At 72.9% G+C, this 18,147-nt stretch carries 18 protein-coding genes; 14 read left to right on the plus strand and 4 right to left on the minus strand.

The annotated features are described in order from the left end of the window. Nucleotides 1-203: 203 nt before the first annotated feature. The 12 genes from RT054_RS02495 (at nt 204) to RT054_RS02550 (ending at nt 12,873) form a co-directional block, all read left to right on the plus strand. Entirely contained in the window at nt 204-1,514 is a 1,311-nt protein-coding gene (locus RT054_RS02495; protein WP_396837186.1) for a glutamyl-tRNA reductase, read from the plus strand. Nucleotides 1,515-1,552: 38 nt separating this feature from the next. Further along, nucleotides 1,553-2,593 (plus strand): hydroxymethylbilane synthase, encoded by a 1,041-nt coding sequence (gene hemC / locus RT054_RS02500; RefSeq protein ID WP_312722461.1) that lies wholly within the window; start codon nt 1,553-1,555, stop codon nt 2,591-2,593. After that, nucleotides 2,590-4,251 carry a uroporphyrinogen-III synthase gene (locus RT054_RS02505; RefSeq protein ID WP_313022023.1) on the plus strand — a complete coding sequence of 554 codons (1,662 nt, stop codon included), beginning with the start codon at nt 2,590-2,592 and terminating at the stop codon, nt 4,249-4,251. The genes hemC and RT054_RS02505 overlap by 4 nt, the downstream gene beginning before the upstream one ends. Then, entirely contained in the window at nt 4,251-5,312 is a 1,062-nt protein-coding gene (hemB, locus tag RT054_RS02510; protein ID WP_312722455.1) for a porphobilinogen synthase, read from the plus strand. Before RT054_RS02505 ends, hemB begins: the two co-directional genes overlap by 1 nt. 27 nt (nt 5,313-5,339) lie before the next feature. Next, nucleotides 5,340-5,843: a MarR family transcriptional regulator gene (locus tag RT054_RS02515; protein ID WP_312722453.1), complete on the plus strand. Its 504-nt coding sequence runs from the start codon at nt 5,340-5,342 to the stop codon at nt 5,841-5,843. 14 nt (nt 5,844-5,857) lie between these two features. Beyond that, a complete protein-coding gene (hemL, locus tag RT054_RS02520) occupies nt 5,858-7,216 on the plus strand; it encodes a glutamate-1-semialdehyde 2,1-aminomutase (RefSeq protein ID WP_313022026.1) in 1,359 nt (452 codons plus the stop codon). Further along, nucleotides 7,213-7,821 (plus strand): histidine phosphatase family protein, encoded by a 609-nt coding sequence (locus RT054_RS02525; RefSeq protein WP_312722449.1) that lies wholly within the window; start codon nt 7,213-7,215, stop codon nt 7,819-7,821. Before hemL ends, RT054_RS02525 begins: the two co-directional genes overlap by 4 nt. 113 nt (nt 7,822-7,934) lie before the next feature. Continuing rightward, entirely contained in the window at nt 7,935-8,558 is a 624-nt protein-coding gene (locus RT054_RS02530; RefSeq protein WP_312722447.1) for a TlpA disulfide reductase family protein, read from the plus strand. 1 nt (nt 8,559) lies between these two features. Next, a complete protein-coding gene (locus RT054_RS02535; protein ID WP_312722445.1) occupies nt 8,560-9,336 on the plus strand; it encodes a cytochrome c biogenesis protein CcdA in 777 nt (258 codons plus the stop codon). Nucleotides 9,337-9,575: 239 nt separating this feature from the next. Then, nucleotides 9,576-11,429, plus strand: a complete 1,854-nt coding sequence (locus RT054_RS02540) for a cytochrome c biogenesis protein ResB (RefSeq protein WP_313022030.1) — start codon at nt 9,576-9,578, stop codon at nt 11,427-11,429. Further along, nucleotides 11,426-12,502 carry a c-type cytochrome biogenesis protein CcsB gene (gene ccsB / locus RT054_RS02545; protein WP_313022032.1) on the plus strand — a complete coding sequence of 359 codons (1,077 nt, stop codon included), beginning with the start codon at nt 11,426-11,428 and terminating at the stop codon, nt 12,500-12,502. The genes RT054_RS02540 and ccsB overlap by 4 nt, the downstream gene beginning before the upstream one ends. Continuing rightward, complete coding sequence (locus RT054_RS02550; RefSeq protein WP_313022040.1) at nt 12,502-12,873, plus strand: DUF4229 domain-containing protein; 372 nt, start codon at nt 12,502-12,504, stop codon at nt 12,871-12,873. The genes ccsB and RT054_RS02550 overlap by 1 nt, the downstream gene beginning before the upstream one ends. 124 nt (nt 12,874-12,997) lie before the next feature. On the opposite strand, the gene RT054_RS02555 is transcribed toward RT054_RS02550, so the two are convergent. Beyond that, the gene (locus RT054_RS02555; RefSeq protein WP_313022042.1) at nt 12,998-13,393 is read right to left on the minus strand and encodes a RidA family protein; all 396 of its coding nucleotides are present in this window, start codon (nt 13,391-13,393) and stop codon (nt 12,998-13,000) included. A 121-nt stretch (nt 13,394-13,514) separates the two neighbouring features. Here RT054_RS02555 and RT054_RS02560 point away from each other — a divergent pair, with 121 nt between their 5' ends. Beyond that, nucleotides 13,515-14,486 carry a WYL domain-containing protein gene (locus tag RT054_RS02560; protein ID WP_313022045.1) on the plus strand — a complete coding sequence of 324 codons (972 nt, stop codon included), beginning with the start codon at nt 13,515-13,517 and terminating at the stop codon, nt 14,484-14,486. A 44-nt stretch (nt 14,487-14,530) separates the two neighbouring features. Here RT054_RS02560 and RT054_RS02565 read toward each other — a convergent pair whose 3' ends face one another. Genes RT054_RS02565 through RT054_RS02575 form a run of 3 tightly spaced genes read right to left on the minus strand, consistent with a single transcriptional unit; the run spans nt 14,531 to nt 17,147 of the window. After that, the gene (locus RT054_RS02565) at nt 14,531-15,415 is read right to left on the minus strand and encodes a 1,4-dihydroxy-2-naphthoate polyprenyltransferase (protein ID WP_313022047.1); all 885 of its coding nucleotides are present in this window, start codon (nt 15,413-15,415) and stop codon (nt 14,531-14,533) included. A 1-nt stretch (nt 15,416) separates the two neighbouring features. Continuing rightward, a complete protein-coding gene (locus tag RT054_RS02570) occupies nt 15,417-15,677 on the minus strand; it encodes a PLD nuclease N-terminal domain-containing protein (RefSeq protein ID WP_312720756.1) in 261 nt (86 codons plus the stop codon). Between the two features lie 3 nt (nt 15,678-15,680). Beyond that, a complete protein-coding gene (locus RT054_RS02575) occupies nt 15,681-17,147 on the minus strand; it encodes an AMP-binding protein (RefSeq protein ID WP_313022050.1) in 1,467 nt (488 codons plus the stop codon). 245 nt (nt 17,148-17,392) lie between these two features. Between RT054_RS02575 and RT054_RS02580 the strand changes: the two genes are divergently transcribed. Continuing rightward, nucleotides 17,393-18,142, plus strand: coding sequence for an SDR family NAD(P)-dependent oxidoreductase (locus tag RT054_RS02580; RefSeq protein WP_313022052.1), 750 nt, complete (start codon nt 17,393-17,395; stop codon nt 18,140-18,142). Nucleotides 18,143-18,147: the final 5 nt, after the last annotated feature.

Raw genomic sequence — 18,147 nt, forward strand, 5'->3', positions numbered from 1 at the left:
CATTTGGCGCGGACGTGGGGTGGAACTAAGGTGAACGAAGTCCTGGCCGGGACGAGACCGTCCCATCGCCGGTACGTCGTCTATGAAGAGACGGAGACACCGTTGACCGTTCACGCCCTCTCGGCCACGGACGGGCGACGCCGCCATCGTAATGTGGTGCTCCCCGACTGTGTGCGGGGGGTGGCCCGATGAGCCTCGTGGTCATGGGAATCTCCCACCACAGTGCACCGGTGTCCCTGCTCGAGCGCATCTCGCTCGACGCGGCCGCCGCCGACGCCCTCACCGAGGTCCTCCTCGCCGGCGAACACATCGACGAAGTGGCGCTGCTCGCCACGTGCAACCGTCTCGAGGTGTACGCCGAGGTGAGCGCGTTCCACGGAGCGGTCGCCCACATCGGCGAGGCCGTGTCGCACGCCACCGGTGTCGACCGGGATGAGCTCAACCCCGTCTTCTACGTCCACTACGAGGACCGGGCCATCGCCCACGTCTTCTCCGTGGCGTGCGGGCTCGACGCGATGGCGGTGGGTGAGGCGCAGATCCTCGGCCAGATCCGCGACGCGCTCGCTCGCGGGCAGGCCTCGGGTGCGGTCGGTCACGAACTCAACCTCCTGCTGCAGCACGCGCTGCGGGTGGGCAAGAAGGCGCACTCCGACACCGAACTCGACCGCTACGGTTCCTCGCTCGTCGGCACCGGTCTCGATCGCTCCGAGCAGCACGTCGGGCCGATCACGGGAGCCTCGGTGCTCGTCGTCGGTGCGGGCGCGATGAGTTCGCTCGTCGCCACCACCGCCGCGCGTCGCGGCGCGGCCTCGCTCGCCGTCGTCAACCGCACCCCCGAGCGCTCCACACGTCTGGCCGCCGCGACCGGGGCCACGGCTCTCGCCTGGGACGACCTTCCCGACGCCCTCGCCGAGGCCGACATCGTCGTCTCGTGCACCGGCGCGATGGGTCACGTCCTCGACGTCGCCACCGTGTACGCCGCCATGTCCCGCCGCCCGCACCGTCCCCTCGCCTTCGTCGACCTCGCGCTCCCGCGGGACATCGAACCGGAGGTCGCAGAGCTGCCCGGCTGCGCCGTGTCGGCCCTCGAGGACCTCGGCCGCGAGCTCAAGGAGGCCAGCATCGGGGGTGAGACCCTGCGCCAGGTCGAGGATCTCGTCGTCGCCGAGGTCGCCACGTTCCTCGTCTCGCGCCGCCAGGAGGCCGTGGGCCCGGCCGTCGCCGCCCTGCGTCAGCACGCGGCCTCCGTCGTGCGCTCGGAGATGGCGCGGCTCGACGCGCGCGCCCCCGACATGGACCCCGTGGTCCGCGCGGAGGTCAAGCTGGCGGTCCACCGAGTCGTCGAGAAACTGCTCCACACCCCCACCGTGCGCGTCAAGGAACTCACCGCCCGCGGTCGCGGCGTCGAGGGCGGGTACGCCGATGCCCTGCGTGAGCTGTTCGACCTCGACCACGCCCACGTCTCCGTCGTCACCCGCCCGCCGAAGCGCGGGGGAGCGGGGGACCTGTCGTGACCGACACCGTTCCGCCCGCGACCACCGCCGACCCGGCCCTGAGCGCCGGGAGCACCCGCGACGACGTCCGTCAGGGGCGCGTCCTGCGCCTCGGCACCCGGCGCAGTGCGCTCGCGACGACCCAGTCGGGATGGGTCGCCGACCTGCTCCGGCAGGGCGGGCACACCGTCGAGCTCGTCGAGGTCGTCACCGAGGGCGACGTCAACCACGCCCCGCTCACGCAGATCGGCGGGACGGGGGTGTTCGCCTCGGCCCTGCGGCAGGCGCTGCGTGCGGGTGAGGTCGACCTCGCCGTGCACTCCCTCAAGGACCTGCCGGTCCTGCCCGAGCCCGGTCTGCTCGTCGCCGCCGTGCCGACGCGCGAGGACCCGCGCGACGTGCTCGTCGCCCGCGACGGGCTCACGCTCGCGGACCTGCCCGCCGGGTCGCGCATCGGCACCGGGTCCCCCCGGCGCGCCGCGCAGCTCGCCGCCCACCGGCCCGATCTGCACGTCGAGCCGATCCGCGGCAACGTCGGCAGCCGAATCCGCCGTGTGACCGACGGCGACCTCGACGCCGTCGTCCTCGCCGGAGCAGGCATGCGCCGCCTCGGCCGGCACGCCGAGATCACCGACATCCTGCCGACGGACATCATGCTTCCCGCCCCCGGCCAGGGTGCCCTCGCGGTCGAGTGCCGCGAGAGCGACCCCGAGGTCGTGGCGGTGCTCGCCGCCCTCGAGGACGCGGCGACGCGGACGGCGGTCACCGCCGAACGCGCGATGCTGCGGGCCCTCGAAGCCGGGTGTACCGCACCGGTCGGCGCCCTCGCCACGATCGACGAGGACGACCGCCTCACCCTCTCGGCCTTCGCGGGCAGCGACGACGCTGCGATCGCCCTGCGCCGCAGCGCCACCGGCGACGCGTCCGCCCCCGAAGACCTCGGCGTGGCACTCGCGGAGGAACTCCTCGCGGCGGGAGCGGACCGCATCCCGGCGAGTCTCCTCGCCCGTACCCCCGAACGAACGAGGTCACCGGAGCACTCCGGGGGCCACCCGCACAGCCCGAACGACGTGGGCGCCCCCAAGGAGCAGAAACCGTGAGCACCCCCCGCCGGACCTCCACGCCCCGCCCGGCCTCCGGCAGCCCCGCGACCCGAGTCGCCTTCGTCGGAGCCGGACCGGGCGACCACTCCCTCCTCACCGTCCGTGCCGCCGAACTCCTCGCCGCCGCGGACGCGGTCGTCGTCGACGACGCGGCCACGGAGGCCCTCGCCCGCCAGTACGGGCGTCCCGACGTGACGATCATCGAGACGAGCGACGGCGACCGCACCAACGCCCTCACGCACGCCTCGTGGGCCAAGCTCGTCGCCCGCGCCGCCACGCAGGTGGGCAAGGACGCCGCGCGCGAGGGCAGGGGCGGCGGCCTTCTCGTCCGGCTCATGACCGGTGACCCGACGGCCTTCCACGGCCTCGCCGCGGAGCTCAGCGCCTCCCACAAGGCGGGGCACACCACCGAGATCGTCCCGGGCGTGAGCACCTCCACGGGCGTGGCCGCCTACGCCGGCATCCCGCTCACCTCGCGGGAGTCGGGCTCGGTGCACATCGTCGACGCCGGCGCCTCGACCGCCGACTGGAGCGGCGGCGTGGGCGAGGCGACCACCGTCGTCGTCCTCGGCGACGCCGACCAGCTCGCCGACGGCCTCGAGCGGCTCCTCGAGGCCGGCCGCGACGCCGACACCCCCGTCGCCCTCACCGAGAACGCGACGACGACCGACCAGCGCACGACGACCTCCACGCTCGCCGACGCCCCCGAACTGCTCCGCGCCGGGGATCTGCGCCCCGAGGCCGCGCTCGTCGGCGCCACCGTGCCGCTGCGCGACGAGATGTCCTGGTACGAGACCAAGCCGCTGTTCGGGTGGCGTGTCCTCGTGCCGCGCACGAAGGACCAGGCCGGGGCGACGATCGACCGGCTCGCCGAGTATGGCGCGCGCGGCGAGACCGTCCCCACGATCAGCGTCGAGCCCCCGCGCACCCCGCAGCAGATGCAGCGCGCGATCAAGGGACTCGTCACCGGCCGCTACGAGTGGGTCGGGTTCACCTCGGTCAACGCCGTGCGCGCCGTGCGCGAGAAGCTCGAGGAGATCGGCCTCGACGTGCGGGCCTTCGCGGGGCTCAAGATCGCCGCCGTCGGCGGGGTCACGTGCGACGCGCTGCGCGAGATGGGCCTGGAGCCCGACCTCGTGCCGAGCGGGGAACAGTCCGCCAAGGGCCTGCTCGAGGTGTGGCCCGCCTACGACGAGGTCCTCGACCCCATCAACGGGGTGTTCCTCCCGCGCGCCGACATCGCGACCGACACCCTCGTCGCCGGCCTGCAGGACATGGGCTGGGAGGTCGACGACGTCACCGCGTACCGCACCGTGCGCGCGGCGCCGCCGGCCGTCGAGATCCGCGACGCGATCAAGCAGGGCGCGTTCGACGCCGTGATCTTCACGTCGTCCTCCACCGTGCGCAATCTCGTCGGCATCGCCGGCAAGCCGCACCCGACGACCGTCGTCGCCTGCATCGGACCCGCCACCGCGCGGACGGCCGAGGAGAACGGGCTCACGGTCTCGGTCATCGCCGAGGAGGCGTCGTCGGACTCCCTCGTCGACGGCCTCGCCGCCTACGGGCGGCAGATGCGCGCCGCCGCCCTCGAGGCGGGGGAGGACGTACGCCGTCCGAGCGACCGTCGTCCCGTGCGCAGCCGGAAGGCCCGTTGATGTCCGGCCCCCACTCCACCGCGGACCCGGCCTCCTCGCGCAGCGTGCGAGGCCCCTCGGGCGACCCCGTCGGCCGCGTACGACCCCGGCGTCTGCGCAGCTCGGCGGCGATGCGCAACCTCGTCGCCGAGACGCGTCTGCACCCCGCCGACCTCATCCTGCCGATGTTCGTCCGCGAGGGCGCGACCTCCCCGGTGCCGATCACCTCGATGCCCGGCGTCGTGCAGCACTCCCTCGACTCCCTCGTGGCCGCGGCGCGCGAGGCGGCGGATGCGGGCGTCGGCGGGGTCATGCTCTTCGGCGTGCCCGAGACCCGGGACGCCACCGGCACCGGCGCCGACGACCCCGACGGGATCCTCAACCTCGGGCTGGCCCGGGTGCGCGAGGCCGTCGGGGACGACACGATCGTCATGGCGGACCTGTGCCTCGACGAGTTCACCGACCACGGCCACTGTGGCGTCCTCACCACCGACGCCCGCGGCGAGACCGTCGTCGACAACGACGCCACCCTCGGGCGCTACGCCGCGATGGCGAGGGCGCAGGCCGACGCAGGCGCCCATGTCCTCGGGCTGTCGGGGATGATGGACGGCCAGGTCGGGGTCGTGCGTGACGCGCTCGACGACCACGGCCGTGCCGACGTCGCGATCCTCGCCTACGCCGCCAAGTACGCCTCGGGCTACTACGGGCCGTTCCGCGAGGCCGTCGAGTCGACCCTCGAGGGCGACCGTTCGACCTACCAGCAGGATCCGCGCAACCTGTCGGAATCGCTGCGGGAGGTGCGTCTCGACATCGAGCAGGGCGCCGACATCGTCATGGTCAAGCCGGCGCTGCCCTACCTCGACGTCCTGCGGGCCGTCAGCGAGGTCGCGCGCGAGGCGGGGGTGCCCACCTCGGCCTACCAGGTGTCGGGCGAGTACGCGCAGATCGAGGCCGCCGCGGAGCGCGGTTGGATCGACCGCGACCGGGTCGTCATGGAGTCGCTCGTCTCGATCGCCCGCGCGGGGGCGGGGTCGATCCTCACGTACCACGCCCTCGAGGTGGCTCGCCGACTCCAGGCGTGACCTCCGCTGGAACGAACGGGATCCCACATGGCCCAGCAGCGACCCGTCCCCCCGGGCACCTGGCTCACCGACGACGAGCAACAGTCGTGGCGGGCCTACCTCGCGGCCACGCGCCTCATCCAGGACGCGCTCGAGGAGGACCTCGGCGGGCACGGACTCACCTTGGGGGAGTACGAGATCCTCGCCGTCGTCTCGGAGACCGAGGGGCGGCGTATCCGGATGTCGGTCCTCGCCGGGTCCGTCGTGCAGTCCCGCAGCCGGCTCACCCACACGGCGAGCCGTCTGGAGAAGCGGGGTCTCGTGCGCCGACGACCCGCGCAGGACGACGGGCGGGGCGTCGAGCTGTGGCTCACCGACGCCGGCGCGGACCTGCTCGACGAGGTCGCACCCGTGCACGTCGCCAGCGTGCGACATCACCTCATCGACCGCCTCGGACCGGAGGGGTTCCGGCGCCTGGGCACGGCGATGGCCCACGTCAGAGACAGCATCACGAGCGAGCGGGGCCCCGGTGCGCCGGGCCGCGCCACCTGAGCGAGGATGACCGCATGAGCAGTTCGCACCCGACCACCGACCGCTCGGCCGAGCTCATGGAGCGCGCCTCCCGGGTGACCCCCGGCGGCGTCAACAGCCCCGTCCGCGCCTTCCACGCCGTCGGCGGCACGCCCCGGTTCATCCACGAGGCCTCGGGGCCGTGGCTCACCGACGTCGACGGCAACCGTTACGTCGACCTCATCGCCTCCTGGGGTCCGATGATCCTCGGGCACGCCCACACCGACGTGCTCGCGGCGGTCCGCGAGGCCGCGGCGCGGGGCACGAGCTTCGGCACCCCGAGCGAGAACGAGGTCGCGCTCGCGGCCGAGATCGTCGCCCGCGTCGACCCCGTCGAGCAGGTGCGCCTCGTGAGCAGCGGCACCGAGGCGACGATGAGCGCCGTGCGTCTCGCGCGCGGGTTCACCGGCCGCAGCAAGGTCGTGAAGTTCGCCGGGTGCTACCACGGCCACGTCGACGCACTCCTCGCCCACGCGGGCAGCGGCGTCGCGACGTTCGCCCTGCCCGACTCCGCGGGCGTCCCCGCCTCCGCGGCGGGGGAGACGATCGTGCTGCCCTACAACGACGTCGACGCCCTCGAGGCGGCCTTCGAGAAGCACGGGGCCGAGATCGCCTGCCTCATCACCGAGGCCAGCCCCGGCAACATGGGCGTCGTGCCGCCCGCCCCCGGGTTCACCGAGGCGATGCGTCGGGTCACCGCGGCGCACGGCGCCCTGCTCATCTCCGACGAGGTGATGACCGGATTCCGGTGCAGCCGCGCGGGGTGGTACGGCCTCGAAGGGCCGTACGAGGGCGGCGCACCCGACCTGTTCACCTTCGGCAAGGTGATGGGCGGGGGGTTCCCCGCCGCGGCCTTCGGCGGACGCGCCGACGTGATGAGCCGCCTCGCGCCCCTCGGCCCCGTCTATCAGGCCGGCACCCTCTCGGGGAACCCCGTCGCCACCGCCGCGGGTCTCGCGACCCTGCAGGGCTGCACCGCCGAGGTGTACACGCGGCTGGACTCCGTCGCGCACACGATCGCCGACGCCGCGACCTCCGCCCTCGACGAACAGGGCGTCCCGCACGTGCTCCAGTGGGCGGGCAGCATGTTCAGCATCTTCTTCGTGGCCGAGGGCACCCGCCCCGCGCAGACCGGCGTGGTCCGTGACTACGACGACGCCCGTGCCCAGGACCTCCCCGCGTACTCCGCGTTCTTCCACTCGATGCTCGACGCCGGCGTGCATCTCCCCCCGAGCGCCTTCGAGTCCTGGTTCGTCGGTGCCTCGCACGACGACGACGCCGTCTGTGTGGTGCTCGCGGCATTGCCGGCCGCTGCCAGGGCGGCCTCAGAGTCTCGTGCCAGGATGGGACGATGACCCGCACGCTCGTCCATCTCGTCCGCCACGGCGAGGTCGAGAACCCCGACCGGGTGCTGTACGGCCGGATGCCCGGCTACCACCTCTCCCAGCGCGGCCGCGCCATGGCCGACTGTCTCGCGGAGTACTTCGAGGGGCACGATCTCGCCGCCGTCACCGCCTCCCCCATGGAGCGCGCCCAGGAGACCGCCGAACCCACGGCCCGCGCCCACGGGGTGTCGGTGCGCAGCGACGCCCGGTTGCTGGAGGCGGGCAACCACTTCGAGGGGAGCACGATCGGGTCCAACCCGCGTCAACTCCTCCACCCCAAGTACTGGGGGCTGATCGTCAACCCGTTCCTGCCCTCGTGGGGTGAGTCGTACTCCGCCATCGCCGCACGCATGATGGACGCCATCGAGGCCGCCCGCGTGTTCGCCGAGGGACGCGAGATCATGCTCGTCTCCCACGAGCTGTGCGTGTGGACGGCCCGTAGTCACGTCGAGGGACGGTCGCTGTGGCACGACCCCCGCAAGCGGGAGTGCGCGCTCGCCTCCGTCACCACGCTCACCTACCACGACGACGCGCTCACCTCCGTCACCTACTCCGAGCCGTGCGGCGATCTGTGATGCCGGTCCGATCCGTGAGGCCGTTCAGCACCGTGAGGCCGTTCAGCACCGATAGGCACGCGCGCCCGTCGAGCATCGTGCGGGGACCGGTCCGGTCCGCGAGCCGTACCGCGGTGTCGACACGTCTGCCCGGTTCCCCCCACCGACGGCCTCGCGCGCTGCTCGCGGGCGTGGCCGTCGCCGGTCTCGTCGTGCTGGGCGGCTGCACGGGGCAGGGCGACAACACCGTCGCCGGCCAGGCACAGGAGGTCGCCGACCGCGCCTACGTCAGTGGTGACGGCCGCATCGAGAAGCTCGCCGCCGACGAGCGGGGCGAACCCGTCGACCTCACCGGCACGACCCTCGACGGCACGGCCTGGTCGAGCGCCGACCACCGCGGCAAGATCGTCGTGCTCAACGTGTGGGGATCATGGTGTCCTCCGTGCGTCGCCGAGATGCCCGAGCTGCAGAAGGCGCACGAGACGCTGGAGAAGTCGGACGAGCCCGTGGAGTTCATGGGGGTCGACATCAACGAGTCCCCGGAGACGGCGGCGGCGTTCATGAAACGCGTCGGCACGACCTATCCGTCGTTGCGTGACGACGGCGGCGCCGCGCTCATCGCCCTGCAGGACAAGGCCTCCACACCGCCCGCCACCCTCCTGCTCGACAAGCAGGGGCGCATCGCCGCCCGGGTCACCGGCGAGACCACCGCCGCCACCGTCACCGGGCTCGTCGACGACGTCCTCGCCGAGGGCTGAGGTGCTGCTCGCGGATGCCCGCGGCGTCACCGACGTCCTCGCCGACGGGAACCTCCTCCTCGCCGCCGTCGTCGCCGTGGTGGCCGGACTCGTCTCGTTCGCCTCCCCGTGCGTCCTGCCGCTCGTGCCGGGGTTCCTCGGGTTCGTCACCGGCACGGCCGAACGCCCCCTGCAGGACCAGCCCCGCAGCCGGGTCGTCCTCGGGGCGCTGCTGTTCGTCCTCGGGTTCACCGCGGTGTTCCTCACCGGGTCGGTGTTCGCCGCCGTCGCCGGGTCGTTCCTCGACGTCCACCAGGACACCCTCGTGCGCGTGGGTGGCGTCGTCGTCATCCTCCTCGCGTTCGTGTTCCTCGGGTGGGCGGGCTCCCTCGGTCGCCGCACGTGGTCGCCGCGGTGGCGACCGGCCGCCGGACTCGCGGGTGCGCCGCTGCTCGGAGTCGTGTTCGGCCTCGGCTGGGCGCCGTGCATGGGCCCGACGCTCGCGATGATCTACGCCCTCGCGACCAATCTGCGCGGCGACGAACACCTCATGGCCCGCGGCGCCGTCCTCGGCCTCGCGTACTGCCTCGGGCTCGGCATCCCGTTCCTGCTCATCGCCGCCGGCTGGTCACGCGCGCTGACGACATCGGCCTGGCTGCGACGTCACCAGCGCGGCATCCACCTCTTCGGCGGGGCGCTGCTCCTCCTCGTCGGGGTCCTCCTCGTCACCGGCGGGTGGACCGAGCTCGTCGCGCGCTTCCAGGCCCGCCTCGTCGACACCCTGCAACTCCCGCTGTGACCGAGGACGCCGGCCCACGACGCCCGCGCATCCCGTCCCGGCCGTCCCACCCACCCACCCACCCCGACGACAAGGAGGACGCGGTGAAGCCCGCCCCGAGCCCGGAGTCGCCCCAGCCGTCGGAGACGTCCGCCACCACGCCCGACGCCACCTCCTCGCCCGCGACTCCGGCGTCCGTCACGTCCGCGCCCGGCGGGCCCGACGCCCCGGGTGCGAGCGGGGCGCGTGAGGCGCGGGGGGTGCCACGAGACGCGCGCGAGGCGCACGAGTCGCGGACCCCGGTCGCGACGTTGGACTCCCTGCCCGAGGACGGTACCGACGGTGCGAGCACACTGCGGGGCCCGCGCCTGGGGGTGCGCGGCTGGGCCCGATTCCTGTGGCGGCAGCTCACGAGCATGCGCACGGCTCTGCTCCTGCTGCTGCTCGTCGCCCTCGCCGCGATCCCCGGCTCGGTGTTCCCCCAACGGAGCATCGACGTCTCGGCCGTGCAGACCTTCCTCGAGGACCATCCCGCGGCCGGTCCGATCCTCGACACCCTCGGGTTCTTCGACGTCTACACCTCGGCCTGGTTCTCGGCGATCTACCTGCTGCTCGTCATCTCGCTGGTCGGCTGCATCCTGCCGCGGACCGCGACCTACCGACGCACGCTCACCGCGCCGCCGCCGGCCGTCCCCCGCCGGCCCGAACGCCTCGGCACGAGCCTGGTCCTCGAGACCGCGGCGAGTCCGGACGAGGTCGAGGAGGCCGCGCGGGCGTTGTTGCGGCGTCGCCGTTACCGGCTGCGCAGGCGCGACGAGGACGGCGTCGGCCGGGACGGTGTCGATGCCGGTCGCGGGGGGGCCGGGGCGTCCCGCGACGTCACGGAGGTCGCCGGCGAGACCGGCTACCTGCGTGAGGCGGGCAACCTGCTGTTCCACTACGGCGTCGTCGCGGTGATCCTCTCCCTCGCGGCGGGCTACCTCGTCGGGTGGAAGGGGGACCGCATCGTGCCGATCGGCGAGAGTTTCGCCAACAACCGGGCGGCCTACCACACGTTCTCCGGCGGTCCACTCGTCGACCCGACACGCATGCAGCCGTTCGTCGTCACCCTCGACTCGATGATCGCGCGGTTCGAGGACCAGGTCGGCACGGGGCAGCTCGGCGCCCCGCGGGAGTTCCGCGTCGAGGCCACCGTGCGGGACACCCCCACGAGCGCACCCCGGCACGAGACCCTCGGGGTCAACTCGCCGCTGCACTTCTCGGGCGCGGAGGTCTACCTCCTCGGCAACGGGTACGCCCCCGTCGTCACCGTCCGTGACGCCGCCGGCCAGGTGCTCTATCGCCAGGCGACGCCGTTCCTGCCCGACGACGGCAACTACCGTTCCACCGGCGCGATCAAGGTGCCTGCGGCCTCGCCCAAGCAGCTCGGGTTCTCCGGAGTGTTCCTTCCGACCGTGGTCGACAAGAGTGCAGGGGGCGGCGGCGCGGAGGGGACGTCGGGCGATCTCACCGACCTCGCCTCCGGGTTCCCCGGCCTCAACGATCCGATGCTCGTCCTGTCCGTCTACGAGGGGACGCTCTTCCCGCAACCCGAGGCGCAGTCCGTCTACCGCCTCGACACGCGGGGCATGACGCCCGTTCCCGCCCCCGACGACGCGCCGCTCACCCTGCAGTTGCGGCCCGGCCAGACCGTCACCCTGCCCGACGGACGCGGCAGCGTCGAACTCTCCGGCATCGACCGGTGGGCCGGGATCTCCACGCGGTACGACCCCGTCAAGGGCGTCGCGCTCGGCTCCTCGATCGTCATGCTGCTCGGGCTGCTCGCCTCCCTCGTCATCCCGCGGCGGCGCGTCTTCCTGCGGGCGCGGCGGACCGGGAGCTCGTCGGGGGGCGTGGCCGCTGCGGGACCGGCGACCGCGGAGACCCCCGCGGGCGGGTCGACCAGCGCGGCAGTGGCGGATGACGGGGAACGGACACGCGTCCTCCTCGCGGGTCTCGCGCGACGCGACGACGCCGGACTGGGCGGGATGCTCACCGAGTTCGCGAACGACCTCGCCGACCGGCTCGGCGGCGCCACTATCATCGAGACGACCGACGGGACGGATCGCACATGACCACCATGCAGATGGCGCAGCTCGCCACGTATGCCCTCTACGGCGCGATGGCGGCCCTCGCCTGCGCGCTCATGGCCTTCACGCTGTACACGGCGCGTCTCGCCTCCGGCCGCGACGCCCGCCGCACCGCCGATGCGGCGCTCACCTCCTCGGGGGAGGGTCGTGAGGACTCCCGAGTGCTCGTCTCCGCCGGCGCGGTGCAGGGCGGGGAGTCGAGCCCCACGGCGAAGGCCGGCCGTCGCGGCACGACGTCGTCCACACCGACCGGCGGTGACGGCGTCGCGGTGGCCCCCGATCCGCGGCAGGCGGCGTCCGGGAGCTTCGGGATGTCGCTGAGCTGGCTCGGTGCCCTGCTCCTCATCGTCTCGATGACGTTGCGGGGGCTCGCGGTGTCACGAGTGCCGGTCGCGAACCTCTTCGAGTTCGCCGTCGCCGGCGCGACGGCGACGCTGCTCACCTATCTCGTCCTCGCGCAGCGTCGGCCGCTGCGGTGGCTCGGGTTGTTCGTCGTCGTCCCCGTGCTGTCGATCATCGGTCTCGCGCTCGTCGCCTGGTACGTCCCCGCCGCCGAGCTCGCGCCCGCCCTGCAGAGCTACTGGATCGCGATCCACGTGCCGATCGCGATCATCTCGATCGGCATCTTCACGGTCGCGTTCTGCGTGCTCATGATGCAGCTCGCCGTCGAGCGCCGGGAGCAGCGGCGGGCCGCCGGCGTCGAGGTGCGCGACTCTCGGCTCGGGAGGCTGCTCGACGCCGTCCCGTCCTCCGAGCGCCTCGACCGCCTTGCCTACTCCCTGCACGTCGCGGCGTTCCCGCTGTGGACGTTCACGATCATCGCGGGCGCGATCTGGGGCCAGAAGGCGTGGGGGACGTACTGGAGCTGGGACCCCAAGGAGGTGTGGAGCTTCGTCATCTGGGTGCTCTACGCCGCCTACCTCCACGCCCGCGCGACGAGCGGCTGGAAGCGGCGCACCGCCAACATCATCGCCATCGCCGGGTACGTGGGGATCATCCTCAACGTCACCGTCGTCAACTTCTTCTTCTCCGGCCTGCACTCCTACTCGGGGCTCTGATGTCGTACACGTTCCGCTACTCCCTCTTGCGCATCCTCATCTTCGTGGCCTGCCTCGTGCTGTTCCGCCTCATGGGCCTGCAGAACCCGCTTCTGCTGTTGCTCGCCGCCACGACCGTCGCGATGCTCATCTCGGTGTTCGCCCTCGACGGCATGCGCGACCACATGAGCGAGGAGATCGTCGAACGCTCCGCCCGCCGTCGTGAGGCCGGCGAGGCCGCTCACGACGGTGACGAGGGTCCAGTGGTCGACGGCACCGAGACCGGTACCGACATGTCGGCCGCCCCCGAGGCGACCCGTGGGCGTCGTCGCCGGAATGGCGTCGTCCCTCCCGTCACCGACGAGGACGTCGAGGACCAGGCCTTCCGCTGACCCACCTCTCCCCACACACCCGAGATGGCATCTGCCATCTCGGGTGTGTGGGGCTTTCGGCGTCGATGCCCCGGCCGTGACGGGTGATCGCGGCGCGAGGCGTGGGCTCGACACCGAGGGCGCCTCAGCCGACCGCCGTGCCCTCGATCTCCACCAGTTGGCCGGGGATCGCGAGTCGGCAGACGCCGAGCATGGTGGTCGTGGGGGCGACGTCCGCTGCCGCGAGACGTGCTGCCACCCTCCCGTAGTGAGACACGAGGGCGTCCACGTCCGTGGTGTAGACGTTCAGACGCACGAGGTCGGCCAGACTCATGCCGGCCTCGACGAGGACGGCCTCGAGGTTGTCCATCGCCAACTCCACCTGCGCGGCGATGTCCCCGTCGTGCTCGGGGCGACCCTCGCGACTCGTCGCGGTCTGCCCGGAGATGTACAGCGTCCGGGACTGCCCGGTGACGACCTCTCCCTGATTGAACCCGAATGCCAGCGACCAGGTCACCGGGTTCACTGCTTCGCGCTTCATGACAACTCCCCTCGTCGTGCTCGGCGGGTGTGGTGGCCATGCGGCCGTCGTTTCGCCGGCGCCGTCATCCTGCGAGGGGATACCTGACACCTTGTGTCATGGATGACGAGACGATGAGCAGGTGCGCGCGGATCGGTTGGTCGCTCTCGTCCTGTTGCTCCGCCGGCGAGGCCGGATGACGGCGACCGAGCTGGCCGGTGAGCTCGACGTCTCGACCCGTACCGTGCTGCGTGACATCGAGGCCCTGTCCACGGCCGGTGTTCCGGTCTATGCCGATCGCGGCCGCTACGGCGGCTTCTCGCTCCTCCCCGGTTTCCGCACGGAACTCACCGGCCTGACTCACGACGAGGCGCTCGCGCTTCTCGTCGTGGCGTCGGGTCGGGGGCGGGACGTCCTCGGTCTCGCCTCGCCGCTGGCCTCCGGGATGCGGAAGATCATCGACGCGCTGCCCGAGGATCACCAGGCGACGCTGGACCAGACCGCCCGCAGGCTGCTCGTGGAACCGGCCGCCGACCTGCTCTCCAGACGTGTCGTCGCCGAGGATCTGGCCGACGGGGTCATGGCCGAGGTTCGCCGTGCCGTGCTCACCGGCCACAGGCTCCGATTCGACTACGCCGCCCCGGGCGCGACGTCACGCTCCCGCACCGTCGATCCGATCGGACTGGTCACGGTGCGCGGTCGTACGTATCTGCTGGCGACGAGGGACGGAGAGGACCGCACCTACCGACTGTCGCGGATGGCCTGCGCGGAGGTGCTGTCCGAGCCGGCGGATCGGCCCGCGCCGGTCGATCTCGACCGGATCTGGGCAGAGCGCACCGCGCGGTTCCTCTCGGAGGGGCACCTCCCCGTGGTCCTCCGAGTCAGGTCCTCCCGGCTGGAGGAACTCGTCGAGACAGCCCGGGCCGTCCGGGCCGAGGAACCGGAGTCCGCCGACTGGGTTCGCGTCGATCTGTCCTTCGACGATCTGCGACATGCGGTCTGGGCGGCGTGGCAACTCGGCGAGGACGTCGAGGTCCTGTCCCCCGACGAGGTAAGAAGTGCCCTCCACGAGCGCGCCCGCGTCGTGTCGGACCGCCACCGACCGCGGGAGTGAGGACCGGCGGGCGAAGGGGCAGGGGGCGGCGAACCGCGCCTGTCTCAGGGCAGGGAGGGGAGGAGGACGACGCCGAGGCTCACGGCGACGGCGTAGGCGAGGGTGAGGCGACCGGTGCCACCGAGCACGGGGATGAGATCACGCCCGCCGGCGCCGCCGAGAACCCCGCGGGCGGGGCCGAGCGCGAGGGGGATCGCCGCGAGTCCGAGCAGGGCGCCGGGGTGCTGCATCGCCGCGATCGCACATGCGAGGAACGCCCCGCCCAGCATCCCCACGTAGGTGCGGCGGGCGAGGGGATCGCCGAGGCGCACGGCGAGAGTCCGTTTGCCCGCGGGGCGATCGGTCGGGATGTCCCGGATGTTGTTGGCCATGAGGATCGCGCACGACAGCAACCCGACCCCGGTGGCGGTGGCCCACGAGGCGGGGGTCGTCGTCAGGGCCTGGGTGTATGTCGTGCCCACCGTCGCGACGAGGCCGAAGAAGACGAAGACGAAGATCTCCCCGAGGCCGAGGTAGCCGTAGGGGCGGCGACCGCCCGTGTAGTACCAGGCCGCGACGACCGCGGCCGCACCGACGAGCAGCAGCCACCACGCCCCGCAGAGCGCGACGAGCACGAGCCCGGCGAGGGCCGCGACGCCGAAGCACGCGAACGCGGCGAGCTTGACGTGTCGGGCGGGCGCGAGGCCCTGACCGACGAGACGCACCGGACCGGAACGGACCTCATCGGTGCCGCGAACCCCGTCGGAGTAGTCGTTGGCGTAGTTGACGCCCACCTGCAGCGCGAGGGCCACGACGAGGGCGAGCATCGCGCGACCGATGTGCCCGCCGCCGACGGCGAACGCACAGGCGGTGCCGAGGAGCACGGGCGCGAGGGCCGCGGGGAGGGTGCGTGGGCGCGCACCCTCGACCCACTGGGCGAGGGTGGCCACGTCAGAGCCGCCCGAGGAAGTCGGGGTCGTCGTCGGGCCCGATCGGCCCACGCCGTGGCTCCGGACGGCGCGGCAGCGGAAGACCGGCGGCGCGCCCGGCGAACCACCACGCGATCCCCCCGACGAGGGGGAACAGGAGGATCACGAACACCCACACGAGCTTGGGGAGTCCCTTGACGCGCTCGTCCTCGGTCTGCACACAGTCGACGAGCGTGTAGACCGTGAACACGAGGAGCGCGACGGCGGCGACGACGCGGAGCAACCCTCATCCTTCCTTCGGGGCCCGCACGGGGCCCGGTACGGCAGAGGATTCATCATCCCACTCCGTCGCGGCGAGCAGCTCGGCGATCCGGCGGCGGTCCGGCTTGCCGAGGCCGACGCGCGGCATCGCCGCGACGACGCGGACGATCCGCGGTCTCGCATGTCGGGGGAGCACATCACGAGCGCGGGTGTCGAGCGCGGCGACGACCCGTGCTGCTGGGTCGTCGGTGGGACGAGGGCCACCGGGGCCACCAGGTCCGTCGCTCCGACCAGCGTCACCGTTGCTCTCGGTCCGACCAACGTCACCGTCGGCCTCGGCGTCGGCGTCGGCGTCACCGCTGCCCGCGGTGCCGGCGCCGTCGTCGACGTCACCGGCGTCGGTGGACCAGGCGGCCGTCGTGGCGGGGGCGTGGCGGGACCGTGCGACGTCGGGGCGGAGCGCGGGGTCTGGTCCTCGCAGCGGCGTGGTGCTCACCCCCGGCAACTCGACGAGAGCAGCGACGCGGTGGCCCCACTCCGGGTCCGGGATCCCGACGACGACGACCTCCCCACCGGGTGGCAGCGCGGGTGTGAGCGCGGCGGCGACCTCCGAGGGCCACACCTTGAGCCCGCCGGTGATGACGACGTCGTCGACCCGACCCGAGATGACGAGGCGATCCCGGCCGTCGTCCCCGCGCTCCAGACGGCCGAGGTCGTCCGTGCGGAACCATCGGCGGCCCTCGTGGACGACGAACGGGTCGTCCGCCGGGGGCGCGAGGTAGCCGGTGGCGAGCAGGGGGCCGGTGAGGTGGATCCGGGAATCCGCGTCGAGGTGGACGTCGACGCCGTCGAGGGGGAGGCCGTCGTAGACGCACCCGCCGCACGTCTCGCTCATGCCGTAGGTGAGGACGATCGGTAGCGCGACGCGGAGGGCACGGTCCAGGAGGTCGGGGCCGACGGCGGATCCCCCGACGAGGATCGCGTCGAGGCCCGCGGCCGCGGCGGTGGCGTCGGCGTCGTCGAGGAGGCGGCGCAGTTGGGTGGGGACGAGCGAGGTGTAGCGGCGGGGCCCGGTCATCGTCGCGACGCCTGCGGTGAAGGCCGCCGGCGTGAACGAGCCGGGGGGCACGACCGCCGGGATCTCGTCCGCGCGCAGGGAGCGCAGAAGGACCTGCATGCCGGCGACGTGGTGGGGCGGGAGGGCGAGAAGCCACTGCCCGGGACCTCCGAGACGGTCGTGCGTGGCGTCGGCGGACGCCGCGAGTGCCGCGGGCGACAGCACCGCCCGTTTGGCGACTCCCGACGACCCCGAGGTGCCGAGGGCGAGACCGCCGCCGGGCAGCGGGGAGGGGCCGGGACCGCTCGGAGGCGGCTCGTCGGCGGCATGGGGGAGGAGAAGCGGACCGTCACCGGCCGCCGCCGCGGCGAGCCGGGTGAGCACGGTGGGATCGCCCGTCGGGTCGGGAGGGACGGCGAGCGGCACGATCGTCACCCCGGCACGGTAGCGCCCCCGGGACGTGCGTTCTCGCGGCCACTCCCGCGGTGCCGCAAGACCGTCTCACCGTGCCCTCCCGTCGTACACCGATCGGCCCGGACGCCTGAGCGGCCTCATCGGCGTGGCGAACAGGCTGGTCACAGGGGCGCACCTCCGCCGCGTCGGACGCCCCCGTCATCGGTGTACGACGGAAGGGCAGGGTTGCCGTCGAGAGGCCGGGGCGGAGTGGACAGAATGGAGCCATGACGACGGCAGTGGTGACGGGTGCGAGCAGTGGGATCGGCAAGGCGACGGCGCGGGCGCTCGCCGCGGACGGCTATCGGGTCGTCCTCGCGGCACGACGGGCGGACAAGCTCGCCGGCATCGCCGAGGAGTTCGGCGGCGTCGCCGTCACGTGTGACGTGACGAAGCCCGAGGACGTCGCACGGCTCGCGGAGGCGGCAGGTGAGGACGTGGCGGTCCTGGTGAACAACGCCGGGGGAGCCTTCGGTCTCGAGCCGGTCGCGGAGGCCGAGCTCGACAAGTGGCGGGCGATGTACGAGGTCAACGTCCTCGGCACCGTCGCGGTGACGACGGCCCTGCTCCCGGCGTTGCGGGCGAACGGCGGCGGCACGATCGTCACCGTCACCTCCATCGCCGGGGACGGCGCCTACGAGAAGGGTGCCGGGTACTGCGGCGTCAAGGCCGCCGAGCGGTACGCCTCCGACGCGCTGCGCCTCGAACTCAACGGCGAACCGATCCGCATCTGCGACCTCGCGCCGGGTCTCGTGGAGTCCGAGGGCTTCTCCCTCGTGCGTTTCGACGGTGACGAGGCCAAGGCCAAGGCGGTGTACGAGGGCGTCGAGAACCCCCTCACCGAGGAGGACGTCGCCGAATGCGTGCGCTGGGTCGTCTCCCTGCCCGCCCACGTCAACATCGACAGGATGACCGTCAAGCCCGTCGCCCAGGCCGCTCCGCACAAGCTCCACCGAGGCCCGCTCGCCCGCGGCTGAGGTCG

The sequence above is a fragment of the Mobilicoccus sp. genome (assembly GCF_032060985.1).
Classification (GTDB): domain Bacteria; phylum Actinomycetota; class Actinomycetes; order Actinomycetales; family Dermatophilaceae; genus Mobilicoccus.